At 33.9% G+C, this 15,778-nt stretch carries 15 protein-coding genes; 1 reads left to right on the top strand and 14 read right to left on the bottom strand.

Going from position 1 to position 15,778, the window contains the following annotated elements:
• Positions 1 to 34: 34 nt before the first annotated feature.
• Genes ACMAYX_RS14600 through ACMAYX_RS14590 form a run of 3 tightly spaced genes read right to left on the bottom strand, consistent with a single transcriptional unit; the run spans position 35 to position 2,429 of the window.
• Positions 35 to 808, bottom strand: a complete 774-nt coding sequence (locus ACMAYX_RS14600; protein ID WP_412470430.1) for a prepilin peptidase — start codon at positions 806 to 808, stop codon at positions 35 to 37.
• Complete coding sequence (locus tag ACMAYX_RS14595) at positions 808 to 1,575, bottom strand: ABC transporter permease (protein ID WP_103218468.1); 768 nt, start codon at positions 1,573 to 1,575, stop codon at positions 808 to 810. The genes ACMAYX_RS14600 and ACMAYX_RS14595 overlap by 1 nt, the downstream gene beginning before the upstream one ends.
• Positions 1,572 to 2,429 carry an ABC transporter ATP-binding protein gene (locus ACMAYX_RS14590; protein WP_412472110.1) on the bottom strand — a complete coding sequence of 286 codons (858 nt, stop codon included), beginning with the start codon at positions 2,427 to 2,429 and terminating at the stop codon, positions 1,572 to 1,574. Before ACMAYX_RS14590 ends, ACMAYX_RS14595 begins: the two co-directional genes overlap by 4 nt.
• A gap of 46 nt (positions 2,430 to 2,475) precedes the next feature.
• Here ACMAYX_RS14590 and ACMAYX_RS14585 point away from each other — a divergent pair, with 46 nt between their 5' ends.
• Positions 2,476 to 3,135 carry a hypothetical protein gene (locus ACMAYX_RS14585; RefSeq protein ID WP_412472109.1) on the top strand — a complete coding sequence of 220 codons (660 nt, stop codon included), beginning with the start codon at positions 2,476 to 2,478 and terminating at the stop codon, positions 3,133 to 3,135.
• A 36-nt stretch (positions 3,136 to 3,171) separates the two neighbouring features.
• On the opposite strand, the gene ACMAYX_RS14580 is transcribed toward ACMAYX_RS14585, so the two are convergent.
• The 11 genes from ACMAYX_RS14580 to ACMAYX_RS14530 form a co-directional block, all read right to left on the bottom strand.
• Complete coding sequence (locus ACMAYX_RS14580) at positions 3,172 to 3,783, bottom strand: type IV pilin protein (RefSeq protein ID WP_103218471.1); 612 nt, start codon at positions 3,781 to 3,783, stop codon at positions 3,172 to 3,174.
• A gap of 205 nt (positions 3,784 to 3,988) precedes the next feature.
• The gene (locus ACMAYX_RS14575; protein ID WP_103218472.1) at positions 3,989 to 5,203 is read right to left on the bottom strand and encodes a type II secretion system F family protein; all 1,215 of its coding nucleotides are present in this window, start codon (positions 5,201 to 5,203) and stop codon (positions 3,989 to 3,991) included.
• Positions 5,204 to 5,211: 8 nt separating this feature from the next.
• Positions 5,212 to 6,351, bottom strand: a complete 1,140-nt coding sequence (locus ACMAYX_RS14570) for a type IV pilus twitching motility protein PilT (protein ID WP_392993792.1) — start codon at positions 6,349 to 6,351, stop codon at positions 5,212 to 5,214.
• 21 nt (positions 6,352 to 6,372) lie between these two features.
• The gene (locus tag ACMAYX_RS14565) at positions 6,373 to 8,049 is read right to left on the bottom strand and encodes a GspE/PulE family protein (RefSeq protein ID WP_199177555.1); all 1,677 of its coding nucleotides are present in this window, start codon (positions 8,047 to 8,049) and stop codon (positions 6,373 to 6,375) included.
• 75 nt (positions 8,050 to 8,124) lie between these two features.
• Positions 8,125 to 8,805, bottom strand: a complete 681-nt coding sequence (locus ACMAYX_RS14560; RefSeq protein ID WP_412470434.1) for a hypothetical protein — start codon at positions 8,803 to 8,805, stop codon at positions 8,125 to 8,127.
• Positions 8,798 to 9,718, bottom strand: coding sequence for a bifunctional riboflavin kinase/FAD synthetase (locus ACMAYX_RS14555; protein WP_412472108.1), 921 nt, complete (start codon positions 9,716 to 9,718; stop codon positions 8,798 to 8,800). Before ACMAYX_RS14555 ends, ACMAYX_RS14560 begins: the two co-directional genes overlap by 8 nt.
• Positions 9,705 to 11,363, bottom strand: coding sequence for a BatD family protein (locus ACMAYX_RS14550; RefSeq protein WP_412463551.1), 1,659 nt, complete (start codon positions 11,361 to 11,363; stop codon positions 9,705 to 9,707). Before ACMAYX_RS14550 ends, ACMAYX_RS14555 begins: the two co-directional genes overlap by 14 nt.
• Positions 11,363 to 13,171: a vWA domain-containing protein gene (locus ACMAYX_RS14545; protein ID WP_412472107.1), complete on the bottom strand. Its 1,809-nt coding sequence runs from the start codon at positions 13,169 to 13,171 to the stop codon at positions 11,363 to 11,365. The genes ACMAYX_RS14550 and ACMAYX_RS14545 overlap by 1 nt, the downstream gene beginning before the upstream one ends.
• Entirely contained in the window at positions 13,171 to 14,184 is a 1,014-nt protein-coding gene (locus tag ACMAYX_RS14540; RefSeq protein WP_392993800.1) for a VWA domain-containing protein, read from the bottom strand. The genes ACMAYX_RS14545 and ACMAYX_RS14540 overlap by 1 nt, the downstream gene beginning before the upstream one ends.
• A complete protein-coding gene (locus ACMAYX_RS14535; protein ID WP_412472106.1) occupies positions 14,150 to 14,932 on the bottom strand; it encodes a hypothetical protein in 783 nt (260 codons plus the stop codon). Before ACMAYX_RS14535 ends, ACMAYX_RS14540 begins: the two co-directional genes overlap by 35 nt.
• Positions 14,932 to 15,777, bottom strand: coding sequence for a DUF58 domain-containing protein (locus ACMAYX_RS14530; protein ID WP_103218480.1), 846 nt, complete (start codon positions 15,775 to 15,777; stop codon positions 14,932 to 14,934). Before ACMAYX_RS14530 ends, ACMAYX_RS14535 begins: the two co-directional genes overlap by 1 nt.
• Between the last annotated feature and the right edge of the window lies 1 nt (position 15,778).

The raw sequence follows: 15,778 nt of genomic DNA, 5'->3' as shown, positions 1-15,778 counted from the left end.
TACTCTGCACAGTCCAGTCATTTCAAGAAGTTATTTAAAACAACAATGCGCCCAGCATCATTTTAAAGGTACTTGGAAAGTAGATTTGAATAACGGCCACAATAATAATAAATGGCCCAAATGCTATTGCCTGGTCTCTTTTAATAACTTTGAAAAGTAATAAAGGCATCATTAGCAAACTTCCTAGTATACATGAAAAGAGCATATTATGAATAATTCCTAATGGACCAAGATAAATTCCGAGAACACCAAACAGCTTTATATCACCTCCACCCAGGCCGATGACACCTTTAATTTTATAAAATAGGTAAGTAATTAAGTAAGGTACTAAAAATCCAATTAATCCACCTAGAACCCAGTGCTTCCAATTATAAAAAAATACGACATGGATAAAAAAGATTATTCCCAAATATACATTAATTACATCTGGTAATATTTGATGACGTACATCAATGACAAAATGAACAAGGAGGCAACAAGCAACAGTAAAAAAGAATAAATAAGAAGTTAATCCATGAAGACTTATTTCGCCTCCAAATAGAAATAACGATATAGTTGCCGTAAGTAACTCGATAACTGGATATTGAAAACTAATATTCGTCTTACAGTTAGCACACTTCCCTCTTAAGCCAATGAAGCTTAAAATTGGAATATTGTGAAACCACTTAAGTTGAAAGCCACATTTTGGACAACGTGACCGATCGATAAAAAACTTTTCATTAGTAGGTAGTCTCAAAATGAGAACATTTAGAAAACTTCCTATCATTGCTCCAAAGATAAACGCATATATTTTAAATAGTAATATCATTAGCTAAGCTCTTTATTTTTGAATACGTATGCATTTATAAAAGAAAGCACTAAAATATAAGCAAGCCCATATAAATAACTATTCATGATATTTTGATTTGACACAAGATTTGAATTAAATACGAATGGCTTATAATTTAATAAGTTTAAATCTGGGAGTACTGCTTTATATATTCGCAGTATTAGTTCAAGTCCTTCTCTATCCTTTACAAAAGATAAACTTGAAATATGAGTTATTGCATGTCCAACAAAATAAATAACGACAGTATTGATAACACTTAGTGCACGTGAAGTTATTAAACTAAAGAAAAGCACAATCAAGAAAAGTAAAATTGACTCTAATATTCCTAGGAATAGTGAATTAATTATAACTCCATCAAGAGCACCACCACGTAATAAGTAAACTATTAACGAAGTTCCAAATATTACAAATGAGCTTAAAACAAGAATAGACGAGACTCCTAAGATTTTACCAAGTAAAAACTTAACTCTCGAAATAGGTCGAGACAAGGTTATATATATAGTTCGCGATTCAATTTCATCTGACAAAACATTTACACCAACAAAAATTGCAAGAATATTTGCTGCCAATGAAGCTCCCCCTAAACCAAAGTCTATTGAAATTCTTAAAACGTTTCCATAAGAGAATTCTGAAGTTATATAACTTAAAGTTAAGATAAAAAGAGCAATCCAAAAAGTAAGATAGAGCACTCTACTCTTAACAATATCTTTAAATGTAAACTTTGCGATTGTTAATATATTCTTCATTTGTTTAACCGATACACTATTTCTTCTAACGACGAGCTTTCTCTATTTAGTTTTAAAACATTTGATCCAGCTTCAATTAATTCTAAGATTTTTTGATCTTTCAGATCTTCATCTACCACTAATTCATGATCCTTATCTCCATCATTGTACTTAATGATAAATTTATTACTTGTATTTTGTGATACTAATTCTTTAATCGGCCCGTTATAAATGATCTTGCCACTCTCTAGAACAACAACATCGTGGCAAACTTCTTCGACATCATTCACAATATGTGAAGAAAAGAATACACCAACACCCTCTTCATTAACCTCTTTAATAACGTCTTTAAATTCTTTACGTCCGATTGGATCTAAGCCTGAAAGTGGCTCATCTAATATAATAAGTCTTGGATTATGTAAAAGTACTGAGACAAAACCTAGTCGTTGTAACATCCCTTTAGAATAGCCTTTAATCTTCCTGTCTAAAGCGAATTTAATCTCTAACTTAGTCGCCCATTTTTCAATATTTTTCTCAATCTCTTCGTTCTCAATTTCTTGTAGTTCTCCACAATAGGTTAAGAACTCATAACCTGTTAAATTCTGATAATAGTATGGTCGCTCTGGCATATAACCAATTAACTTTCTTACCTCATCTTCAGTCCAATCAATATTCAAGATTTTAACCGAACCAGTGTTCGGCTTAATGAATCCAAGAATAATTTTGATTAGAGTTGTTTTTCCTGCACCATTAGCACCAAGAAAACCAACGATTCGTCCAGCATTCAGTTCAAAAGTTACATCTTGTAATGCTAAAAAATCTTTATTCCAAAAATCTTTCTTAAATGATTTTGATATATTTTCACAAATTAACATAGAAGCCTTTTTATTTTTTTTAATATTAGTATAATCAGATATGCTCATGAAGAAAACACAACTTACAAATAAATTGATTCCTTTGATCCTATTCATACTTTTAATAGGAATTAACTATAATCTCTCATTTAAAAAACCAGTTAATCCTGAGTTATTTACTACTTTAAATAGTGATTTTATAAAAATTGTTTCATTTGGAAACTACCGTTTTATTTCAAGCTACTATTGGACAAAAACGCTTCTTGACGCTGATATTGAACACGTAAAGAATCAAGAGAAGTCATGGCTATATTATAGGTTTAAACTAATTGCTGATTTAGATAGAGAGTTTTACGAAAATTATCTTCATGGTGGTATCTACTTATCAATCATTAAAGATGATATTTTGGGAGCGGAGATAATATTCAATAGAGGTTTAGAGGTTTTTCCTAACGATTACAGACTTATGTACAATGCCGCCTTTAACTATCACTTTCAACTCAAAGATTACGACAATTCCCTATTAATGTATCAAAAGATTCAAAAGACACCTTATGCTGTAAACTTTGTAATTCTCCCAAGATTAATTGAAGAGGCTAAGAATAAACGTAAGTCTAAACAGTCTCACCTCCAACTCCTTCAATTACAATTGAATAGAACTAAAGATATAAAAGAACGAGAAGTTTTAATTAAGAAAATAGAAGAAATAAAAAAGGCCTCAAATTAATGAGGCCTTCTATTTTCAAGATTATTAAATTATAGATTAGTAACCTTTATTAATCTCTCTAAGTACTTTGTCTTGGTCAATTGCCCATTTACTAGCTCTAGCAGTTGTAATGTTATCTGTATCAATATAGCCAATTGCTCCAGCTACAAAGTAACCACCTTGAGCATCAACACCTGGAGCAGTTTGTGAACCATTCCCCATGTTTGAAACAGCGATCGTAGAAATGTTAGCAACAGTTGTTCTCTGTCCACCAACCTTCTTAAATGCAGGTGCCCCAAATTCGATATTCTGACAAGTTCCGCCGTTATCTCTAACAATTTGGTTTGGTGTCGAGTTAGCAGCACTAAATCCGATTGAATAATAGTTACTTCCACTAGTTGGAGTAGATGAATCCCATGCACCATTTGGAGATACATAACCAGCATCACCTAAACATGTACCGAAGGCATCATAATCAGTTTGGATAGCTGTCATCGCTGAGTAAATTGAAGCTAGCTGAAGTTTCGCTTCAGAAGTTTTCGTTTTCGCTTGATACTTTTTAAAGTTTGGAATTGCTACCGCAGATAGAATCCCGATGATGGCAACAACGACCATCAACTCAACTAGGGTAAACCCTTTTGAGTTTTTCAACTCGTTCGTAAATTTCATGTCTTTTCTCCTCGTTAATCTAATTTAGATAGATTAATTTAAATAACTTTAAGAACTTAGCTAAAATTAAGATTTAACCAGCCCTATAACTACTTTACGGCATATTTAAGTTAAAAATTAAATCCCAATAATATCAACACCTTATCTTAAAACAATAAATAATTTTAACTACTTTTTTGCCTCTAATCTTTGTCAATTTAAGTATTTATGCCCCCGCTGACATGAACATTGGTAAGTAAATTGCTATAAGAACACCACCAATAATTCCACCAAGAACGACAAGAACTAAAGGTTCTAGCATTTTTGTTGCTGCAGTAATTGCATCATTAACTTCATCTTCAAAAACAACAGAGATCTTTGCCAGCATTTGATCAATGGCCCCTGTTGACTCACCAACCTTAATCATCTGAGCAACCATTTCTGGAAAGTAGTCAATCTTAGTTAATGGTTCAGTAAGAGTTTTACCTTCAATAACTTTCTTTCTTACTTCTTTGATATCACCAGAGATAACACTATTATCAATTGTTTCAACACAAATTTCTAAGGCATCGATGAGTGCTACACCTGAACCAAGCAGTGTTGAAAGAGTTCTTGAAAACTGTGCTAAACTCCCCTTAATAATAACAATACCAAAGCCTGGTACACTCATTGAAAACTTATCAAATACAATTTTTCCTTGAGGTGTTTTTATGAAGTAAGTTAGAAAAATTAATAAAGCTATTCCACCTAGGATCATCTTGCCAGAGTATTCACCAAAAAATTCTGAAGTATCAATTACAAATTGAGTAATCCAAGGGAGCTCTTGTCCAGTGTCCGCAAGCATTCCAGTAAACTGAGGCACAACATAAGTAATTAGTCCCCAAACTACTAAAGCACCAATACCTGAAACAATTAATGGATAACTCATAGCTGATTTAATTTGTTTTTTAATCTTCTCTTGCTTTTCTAAGTGCTCTGTTAGTTTAGAAAGAATCTCATCTAGAATCCCTCCAACCTCTCCGGCCTTAACAAGGTTACAGTAAAGGTTATCAAAGCCTTGTTGCTTACGCATACTTTCGGCTAGCGTATTACCTTCTGAAACATCAGTCGCAATATTTTTAACAGCATTCTTTAAAGAAGGATTTTTCTCTGATTTATAAATAATCTCAAGCGCCAAAATAATAGGTACACCTGCATTTATCATAATAGACAATTGCTTTGTAAAGTTCATAAGCTCGGCTGCACCGAAAGCAGAACCAATACCTTTTTCAATTAACCATGTGTTAATATCAAATTCTAAGATCGAAGGTGGAATAATTTTACGTACACGATTTCCTTGGGCGCGAAGTCTTTTCTTAGCGTCCTTCTCATCATTGGCCTGTATTTGACCGTTGGTCTTCTTTCCGTTTTTATCTAGTCCTTCCCATTTATAAATTGGCATATCTTACTCTATCTCTCCTTAAGACCTAGTTGCGGCCCAAGTTCTTCCGGATTCGTTGAATACGACATTGCTGTCTCTGCATCAATTGCCCCTGAATCAACATGTTTTTTAATTGACTGATTCATTGTCGTCATACCAGTCTTATCTTGACCAATCTGCATCTGAGAATAAATTTGATGCATCTTATCTTCACGAATTAGATTTCTAATTGCCGGTGTAGGTCTTAGAATTTCTAAACAAGCGACACGTCCTGGTTCATATGTCTTAGGTAAAAGCTGTTGTGAAACAACACCTTGTAAAACAAATGAAAGTAGCGTTCTAACTTGATCCTGTTGATCTGAAGGGAATACGTTAACGAGACGGTTAATTGTTTGCACACATGAGTTAGTGTGTAGTGTTCCAAAAACCAAGTGTCCTGTTTCCGCAATCGTTAGAGCGGCTTCAATTGTCTCAACGTCTCTCATCTCCCCGACAAGAACAATATCCGGATCTTGTCTTAAGAGACCTTTTAAAGCATTTTCAAATGAATGAGTATCTCGTCCAATTTCACGTTGGTTTACAATACTCGTTTTGTGAGGATGGACGAATTCAACAGGATCTTCCAGTGTCACAATATGCGCAGGCTCCATTTCATTTAATCGATTTATAAGAGCTGCAAGAGTCGTCGACTTACCAGAACCAGTAGGCCCAGTAACTAGAAATAAACCATTTGAAACATCAGTCATTTCCATTAAAACATTTGGTAAGTTAAGTGCTTTAAAGTCAGGAACAGCACTTGGAATCAAACGAAATACTGCCGCAACTCCACCTTTAGAATAAAAAATATTTGCTCTAAAACGTGCAAGGCCTTTTATCCCAAATGCAAGGTCTAGCTCTAAATTCTTTTCAAACTCATTTCTCTGTTCTTCAGAAAGAATTTGATAGATAAGTGACTTACTTGAGGATGCATCAAGGGCTGGTAGTTTAACTCTTACAATATCCCCGTTGACTCTCATTGCAGGAGCTGTACCAGGAGTTAAGTGCAAATCGGATCCACCATTATCAACCATCAGCTTAAATAACTGTTGAATCTTCAAAGACTCCGCACTCGTGATAGCACCTGTTTTTGTTTCGGTTTTAGTTTTTGTTTGCGTATTATCGCTACTCATCTATATCACCCATTTATATTTTTATAATTTATCAACACTTGAGTTTTTAATTGCTTCCGCTAAAGTTGTGACACCCTCTGCAACCTTGGTTAATGCAGACATTCTTAGAGTTTTCATACCGTCAGCGATAGCCTGTTTTTTCAAATCATCAGAAGAACAATGCTTTAAAACGAGGTCCCTTGCAGCAGGAGTCATTTCTAGAACTTCATAGATTGCGACACGGCCCTTATATCCAGACCCATCACAAAACTCACAACCTGTACCATGATAGACTTTTAAGTTCTTTGCAGAATTAGGAGTAACTCCACATGCAACAATCTGATCAACAGTTACGCTTTCATCTATAGTCTTACAATTTTCACAAATCTTTCTACATAACCTTTGTGCAACAACAACATTCAACGCACCAGTTACAAGAAATGGTTCAATTCCCATATTTAACAATCGAGTTACCGTTGAAGGCGCATCATTGGTGTGAAGCGTAGAAAGAACCATGTGGCCAGTAAGAGCGGCCTCAATAGCAATCTCTCCAACTTCTTGATCTCTAATCTCCCCAACCATGATGATATCAGGGTCTTGTCTAAGAAAGGCCTTAAGGGCCCTTGCAAAGTCTAAACCAATATCTTTTCTAACGTTAACCTGATTGATACCTTCCAAGTTGAATTCACAAGGATCTTCTGCAGTGGAAATATTTTTTTCTATATTATTAAGTTCTGATAGTGCTGAATAAAGAGTCGTCGTTTTTCCAGACCCTGTTGGTCCAGTTACAAGACACATTCCATATGGCTGCTTAATCCCTTCTAAGAAAACTTCTAGCTGTTTCTTTTCAAAACCTAACTTAGTCATATCAAGCTGTAGATTTGATTGATCTAGCAGTCGCATTACAACCTTTTCTCCAAACAATGTTGGAAGTGTTGAAACACGGTAGTCAATTGGATTACCATCAATTTCAAGCTTAATACGCCCATCTTGTGGGATTCTTCTTTCAGAAATATCTAACTGTGAAAGAATTTTCATTCTAGAGACAAGTGGTAAAAGCATCGATTTTGGAGGTGCTGCATATTCATGTAAGGATCCATCTAAACGAAACCTAATTCTAAAATTATTTTCATAAGGTTCAACATGAATATCTGAAACCTTTTTAATATACGCTTCAGCGAGTACCTTATTTACGTAAGAAATAATATCTTCTCCGATATCTTCTTCTTTAACATTATCGTCACCAGTAGCTTGATCAGTTCTAACTTCTCTAACCGTCTCAAGTATTTCATCAATAGAGGCTTGAATATTTTGATATAAAGTTTTCCATGCTGATAATGAAGTAAGAACAAACTCAACGTTTGATTGAATTTCTTTTTGAATCTCTGCTCTAATTTCCACAAGAGAGGGATCAAAGATTGCTAAAGATAAAGTACCGGACTGTCTTTTTAAAGGTACGATTCGAAATTTTGTTGCGACACCTTTTTTTACCAACTGTAGTGTAGAGCCAGGAACACGAGTTTCAGAGAGATCAACATATGTAAGCCCACTTAACTCTGCAATTGCTTTTGCAAATTTAATATCATCGAAGAAATTAAACTTTAACAAATCGAGTTCTGAAACAACACCTGGGTTTTTATTTGCGGCCAAAGGCACCAAATCTTTTCTTGGTACCATACCCGTTTTTGAAATGACTTCTAGAAATTCTTTTCTTATCACCTTACGTTATCCTAAGATTAGTTTCTTTAAATATTGAATACTTAGATACACTAACTATTTACTATTTATTTACTATTATAACGTAAAGTTCCAAAATTTTTTTGCTGCTACGGCTTGTAGGTAAAGAAGTTCACTTCCATCTATATAAGTGAGTTTATTGCTCAGAAAAGAGTGATGAAATGGATGGGAATAGTTCATATCCCAGAAAATAGACTTAGTTGATAACGATAAATTAAATTGAAATTGACGAGCACAACAGTTGATAATCAATAGATTATCTAGTTCTACATATTGTTCGTATTTAACTGCATTAAGGTCACCATCTTTTCGCCTAGAAAATTGATGATAGCTAATATTTAGCTCTTCAAATAAGACCTTAAACATATCCGTCATTGCGCCATCACCAAGCATGACGATATCTTTCTTATGATATGCATTATTTAAAATGATCTCCTTGGCCGCTAAGAAGTCCGTATTTGTGCCATAAAATTGTGTACCATCAAATTTAATACAATTTATCGCCCCTATTTTTCGAACACTCTCTTCTAGAATTACATCATTTAAAAAGTGTTTCTTGTATGGTGCTGTAATCGAAAGGCCTTGTAACGTTTTAAATATATCTTTAAGGCAAGGAATCTTATCTTCAGAAGAGACATCTAAAAGACTATATTCTACCTGACCACTATATAATTCATCATAGATTTGTGGTGACTTTGAGTGTTGAATATCTTTTCCCAGTAAACCAAGCTTAAGCATTAAAATATTCTCGAGTCTTTTCTACATCAAGCTTTATTTGTTCAATAAGCTCATTAACTGAAGAGAATTTTTTTTCATCTCTTAGCCTCTTTACAAAAGAAACTTCTAATTCATTTCCATAGATATCATTATCGAAATCTAAAATATGTGTTTCCACAAAAACGTTATTACCGTTAGTAAATGTAGGATTGTGGCCAATATTTGTCACAGAAAACCAAGTTGATTCACCAAATTTCGTTTTAGTTATATAAACACCATTTTTAGGGTAGCGACGATAGCGATCAAGTGCTAAATTCGCAGTTGGAATTCCAATCTGACGACCTCGACCTGCTCCTTTGATTACTCGTCCGCGAATAAAGTATTCGCGCCCTAAATATTTAGCAACGCTTTCAACATCACCGATAGATAGTGCTTCTCGTACGATCGTACTTGATACTTTATCCCCTTCAACATCGTAAGAGCATAGAACATTAACATCTGTTACTTTATCAGCACAAAATTTCTTAACAAACTCATGGTTCCCTTTTTTCTGAGCACCAAAGGCAAAATCATGTCCTAAGTATATTCTTTGTGGTTCAACGTGATTGAAAATATATTCGTTTAAAAAATCATCCGGTTCTTTCATTGAAAGATCTCGATTAAATTCAATTTCAAGGAGATAATCAATACTTAATTCAGATAGAAGTTCTCTTCTTTCCTCATAACTATTGATAAGATAGTGTTCTTTAGGGTTAAGAATTTCTACAGGATGTGGAGTGAAAGTGATAACAACGAGCTTTAAATTAGCTTCGCTACACTCACTATAAATTTGCTTAATAATTCTTTGATGTCCTCGATGTACACCATCAAAGTTTCCTATGGTTATAGCAAAGTTATCACATTCAATATCTTTTAAACTTTTAATTATTTTCATTATTTGCTCTAGCTAATTCTTGCCAATATTCTTTTTTATACTTAAGAGGTAACTTGGCTCCCTTGTATTCATTTTTTCCAGCATTATCAACCAAGTCATTAAAGTACTTTCGTGCCTCAGGAGAGACTCTCATCCCCTTAATACGATCATTTAAACTATCACCATGCACATCTGGTGTAAATGTCGTGATATGGTGAAAAATATTAGAATAGTTAAATTCTCTTTTAAGATTCTTAAATGGGTCTCTATCAAAGAAGCGAATGTAAGGAAATGCTGTTAGTGCAATTACAAAAGCGGCGATCCCGATTAAAGAGTAATTAATAATGTCCCACAAATTCCTTTTCTTAGAATTCGTAAAAACAGGGGCCATAATATTTCCAGAAACAACAGTCTTCACTTCGGCAGGAGCTGTCTGCTGAACTTTCTTAACAACGTCTTTAGTCTCATCAGAAGCTATATTTGAAGCCGCAGAACCGGAACCTATGATAATCAATGGATCAATTGTTAATTCTGTCGTTTCAAAATTGCCTGTAAGTGGGTTAAATGTAGATAGTTCTATTTTCCTTTCCGATACGAACTCTGCCCTCTTCGCTAGAAACGTATAATCAAAAACTTTATTTTTAACTAAAGCTGTTTGTTCAATCATTTCTGCTCTTGTTTCGAAAACTTCAAACGCATCTGATGTTATCAAGCGAGGAGCATCAAACTTCTCTAAAGCGCCATCACCACGAATTTCTAAACGTGCCTCAAGTACGTCATTTACGACAATCTTACTTTTATTCAGGCTTAGGTTGAAAGTATGTTTACCAACTAGACCAGTAAATGATTTAGGCATATTTTCAACAGGTATAGGCAATGCCTTAATCTTAACTCGATCACTCCTTAACACTTTAGTTTTTTCGGAACCAGTACTAAAGGTAAAGGACATACCAAAGGCATTCCCACGTCTACTTGTATAATCGGGATGTTGAAAACGTATTTCAACTGGATCTATCGATAAGTCACCTGCTTTTTCAGGATATAGTACACTTTTATACAAAGCGGCTCGTTTATAAATTTCTCCCTGGATACTTACACTTTCAACCGAAGATCTTGGTAATTCAAATCTTTTTAAAAAGTTCTTTTGAACAGGGAATTTTACAAATTCAGGATTTGAAATCTGCCCTTTAAAGTAAATGTAATAAACCAAGTCGATCTTTTCACCTACATATGCCTGTGTCTTATCAACTTCAGCACGTACAAAATAATCTTGCAATCTTGCTCTTTGACTAAGAACTCTAACAGTTAATGATCTGTGTTTCACAACTTGGGCACCGAAATCAACTTTAATATCTCTAATAACTGCAGAACCTGTTTTAATGGCCCTCAGCTCATAAACATAGTTATAAACTTTCTTTTGAACCATCTTACCGCCAGCAAAGTAACCCTTTATCATAAGACGGCTTGCATCGTTCGTATTATCAGATACGATTTCAGCATTATTCAACTTGAAATTAACATATGGTTCAGTCTCTCCTTGATATTCAAAATTTATTATCAACTTAAAAGAGTCTTCTAACGATACTTCTGATGAACTTACCTTAGCTGTTATCGTTTGTGCTAGCGAAGAAAATGTTAACAAAAATAAAACTATATACTTAAACATTACCAATCCTTACGATTATTACCATCTGAGGTTGAATCAAAAAGTTTCTTTTGCAACTGAGAGTCATCATTCATGATTTGTTTGAAGACACCATTTGCCTTTCTCATACGCTTCTTTTTCTTAGCTTGATCTTCAAGTTCTTTCCATTGTTGCTGCTGAGTTTTTTGTTTCTTCTTCTCATTTTTATTTTGATCACCTTCAGACTGTTGTTTATCTTTATTTTTATCTGAAGAGTCTGATTTCTTATTGTCCTTATTATTTTTAGAGTCCTTTCCTTTTTGACCCTTGTCTTTTTGATCTTTATTGTCTTGTTGACCTTCTTTTTTCTGTTGGTCATCATTATTATCTTTATTCTCGTTATTTTCCTGATTATCCTTATTTTCTTTATCTTTCTTTTCTTGTTGCTTCTTTTTTTCTTCTTCTTTCTTCTTCTGCTTGTCTTGTTTTTGCTTTTGTAGGGCAAACTTAATTTGCTCCTTAATGACTTGCTCTAATTCTTTATTGTTTGAGTTCTTCTCCAATATGTACTTATACAAATTAATAGAGTCTACGAATTGATTATCTTTCAAAAGTGCAGTTGCATAATTAAATAGATCTGCCGGTGCTTCATCTTCATAATTCTTTAATGTTTCATTATAAATTTCTGCAGCTTGCTTTTGCCCCTCTTTTTGCCTAAGAAAAAGCTCGGCCAGTTTCAACTTCTCTTCTTTAGAAATATTACCGGCCCTCATTTTATCTACAAGTTCCTGCTGTAAGGGATCAACTGGAGTTTCTTCATCGTCCTGAGCAAAAGTATTAATTTCAGGCAAAATAAAAAGACACATAAGTAAAACTAAGACAGCTGGTTTAAAAGTTCTAAAGCGCCCAAGTAATACAGAAAACACATACAACAAGATACTTGAAACAATAAGCCAATATCCTAAAACCGGCCTAGACCTCAAAGTTCCTTTTGTAAAAGAATTTAAATGTACATCCTTAAAGAAAGCCAATATTTCTTGCGTCGGTAAACTATATGATTCAACAAACCATACTTTTGCATATTTTGACTTACCGACTAAATCTTCAAAAAATTGCTTATTCATTTTTGATATAATTTCAACACCATTAAACTTTTTATATCCGAAGAAGTTTCCACGTTTTCCACGCATTGGAATTTTTCCACCTTCTTCAGTTCCTACGCCAATAATAGCAAGGCTGATTTCGTCTGGTATTTCAACATCAACACTTCCATGCTCTTCACCATCAGTGATTAAGAGGATATTTCCTTTAGAAAAACCTTCACTCGTTTTAAAAAACTGAAAAGCTTCTTTAAGAGCAAGACTCACATTAGATCCACCTTCTGGTGTTGCGCTCAGCATACTTCCTAGACGTGACTCTAAAATATCAACATCATCAGTAAAGGGTACAATTTTTCTTTGTATGTCAGAAAAGACACTTAATGCAATCTGGTGCCCATATGCATTTTTCACAAGATGTTTAGCAATAATTGCAGCTTTAGCTATACGATTAGGTCTGATATCTTCAACTAACATACTTTGCGAGTTATCAATTAGAATAAGTGTACGTTGATTAGGTATATTAGATTCAACAAGTTCCTCCGGCCCTCTTAAGTCACCTAAAGATAAGGCAAAACCTAAAAATGCTAACGCGTATAACAACATAGATAGCTTGGAAATAAAACGCGAATCAAAATTCCATACTTGTTTAACAATCTTGAAAAATTTCTTTCTTAATAAGGTAAGAAAAAATATAAATATAGCGACTACTATAATAGATATAATCAATAGCTTTGTATTAACGAAATCCATTATGCTACTTCCCTTAAATATAATCTACGAGTACTTTCAATTAATATCAAAAGTAAAACGCCAGCAAGTAAGAACTTGTAATAGTCCTCTTGATAAATAATTCGCCCTTTAATTTCAAGGCCCTTTCTTTCCAATTTATTAATTTCAGAAAGTACCTCATTCAAAGATTCATTATCAGAGGCAACAAAATCTTTTCCACCAGACATCTCAGCTATTTTTTGCAAAGTTTCAAAGTCCATACTTTGACCAGGCATATTTTGATATCTCATTCTACCAAATGCATCACGACCAACTGGTAGTTTAGCATCAGGATCACCACCAATACCAATTGTGTATATTTTAATGCCAAGCTCTTTAGCTTTTTCTGCTGCCTGCATCGGTGACATTAATCCGGCATTGGCACTACCATCAGTTAGTAAAATTATAGATTTGTTTTCAGCAACACTAGTTTCAGATCGTGCTAGTGCAAGCCCTAAGGCATCCCCAATATTTGTGCCTGAGCCTAGAAAACCAATATTAATTTGTTCTACCGATTGTTCGACTAATTTCAAATCAGTAGTCACAGGAATTAGTGTAAAAACTTTATCTCCAAACATAATAATACCGATGCGATCAACAGGAGATAGTTCAATGAACTTTCTTATTTGCCCTTTTGCCGCTTCCAAGCGGTTTGGCGGAAAGTCCTCTGCCAACATAGATCTAGAGACGTCGACTACAAAATAAATGTCATTAATCTCTTTCTTCACATTGCTTTTACCCATTGGAGTTTTTGGGCCCATTAATGAAAAGCTTATTAATGCCCAAGCACCAATGGCCATTAGAAACAGCAACCCTCTTAGAAATGACGGCTTTTTCTTTAAGCTATATTTAGGAGGTAAGATAAGTTCACCTTTTTTAAAAATGGCAAAAAAATCAGCGCACCAAAAAAGAAAGCCAATAACTCCAAAGATGAATAAGTACTTATTATGAAAGATATAGTTACTTAACAACGATATTCTCCTTTGCTTTTTCATGGAGAGCTACAATTGCTACATCATCTTCAGGTGTCCAAGCTCTTTTATATTGAACTTCATTTACTTTATTCAAATAATTTTTAAAGGCTTCACGGTTTTCAAATAATTCAAAAAAAGAATCCTTCTCACTATATATAAGTTCATGCTTTTCACGTGTATCAGCACTTTTAAAAGTTAAAACTCTTTTTTGCCAATTTTGATGCACTCTTCTTTTTTTTGAAAATTGTAGATAACCATATATAGCCAATCCAAGAAGCATAAGAACGATAAGAAGATAAATTGAATAATCTAAAATCGATTTATTTTCGTTTAGCTTTTTGTTAAATACAAAAAAATCCTGTTGTTTAATTGTAGTATCTTGAAAACTAATGTCTGAAAATGTAACCCCTAGGGCCATTCCTCGATAATCCCAGATTTTTGGAAACGAATCTTTTGGTGTAGCAATAAGTACACCACTGGCTTCAATAATATAATATTCTGGATTAGCAGCTAAGAAATACTGCTTATTAACTTTTGATATTTTAATAATATCAGCAAAATCACGTGATAATAAATGAGCCTTTATATCTTCATCTACTATGTCATTTATTGGATAAATAGTTAGCTTAAAGTCTTTAATTTCACCAACACTCCAAACATTACTCTCACTATCAATACTTATCTCAATTTTGGTGTCTAAAGCTAAGGAGCTAAATGACATACAAATTAATAAAATTGAAAAGAATGCATAAAAGAAACGTGCTTTCACTACAACATCTCCTTAACAAAGTCTTCTAAATAGCGATCCCCTACATTTATATCTTTCAAACGAAATCCAAAATCTAAAACTTCCGCCTTTCCTTTTAATCTCGTATCAACCTTACCACTACCTTTACCAGCGATACGTCCAACAATAGAGAATCGAAACTCATTAGAAGTATCGAGGGGACAGAGCAAACGAAAAGCATGAACATGTTTACGTGCAGTTAGTCTCTTTAGGGTTTCTGGAGATAAGAATTCATAAAAGTCACTTAGAATAACGACTTCTCTTTTCTTATAAAATTCACGAACTAGTTCGGCATCAAATTTAGCGAAATTTCTTTCTTTTTGAGAAACCAGATATTCAACATCAATCTCTCCAGCTTGATTAATAACATTCGTTTTCCTCAAGGCGTCAACAAACGCAACGAGCCCTGCCTCTCCTCTCTTTTTTTGAACTCTTAAGACTCGATCATTCAAACAAATAATTGTTTCTATATAGTCATGTGTTTTTTCTGAGAGTAAATAAAGTAACGATATAATTTCAAAAGCTGCTGCAAGCTTAGACTTTCCGTTGTGTCCGATAACCATACCGGGACTACAATCTAAAAGAATTGTAATCTCAACATTTCTCTCTTCTTCAAAAGTCTTAATATATGGAGTATTTGTTTTTGCGACCATCTTCCAGTCAATAAAACGAACATCATCACCATGAACATACACCTGATGTTCCTTAAACTTTAATCCCGTTCCTCTGAAGTGAGATTTAAGCATACCAATAGAAAATGAGTTTGATCGTTTGAACAAACTATTTTTCATATTTTGAACAATTTGATGTACTTCAAGTGTCTTCATA

This window comes from Halobacteriovorax sp. RT-2-3, from assembly GCF_047085075.1.
In the GTDB taxonomy this organism is placed as follows: domain Bacteria; phylum Bdellovibrionota; class Bacteriovoracia; order Bacteriovoracales; family Bacteriovoracaceae; genus Halobacteriovorax_A.
Note: the sequence above shows the minus strand (reverse complement) of the source record. Positions and strands in the feature narration are given on the sequence as shown.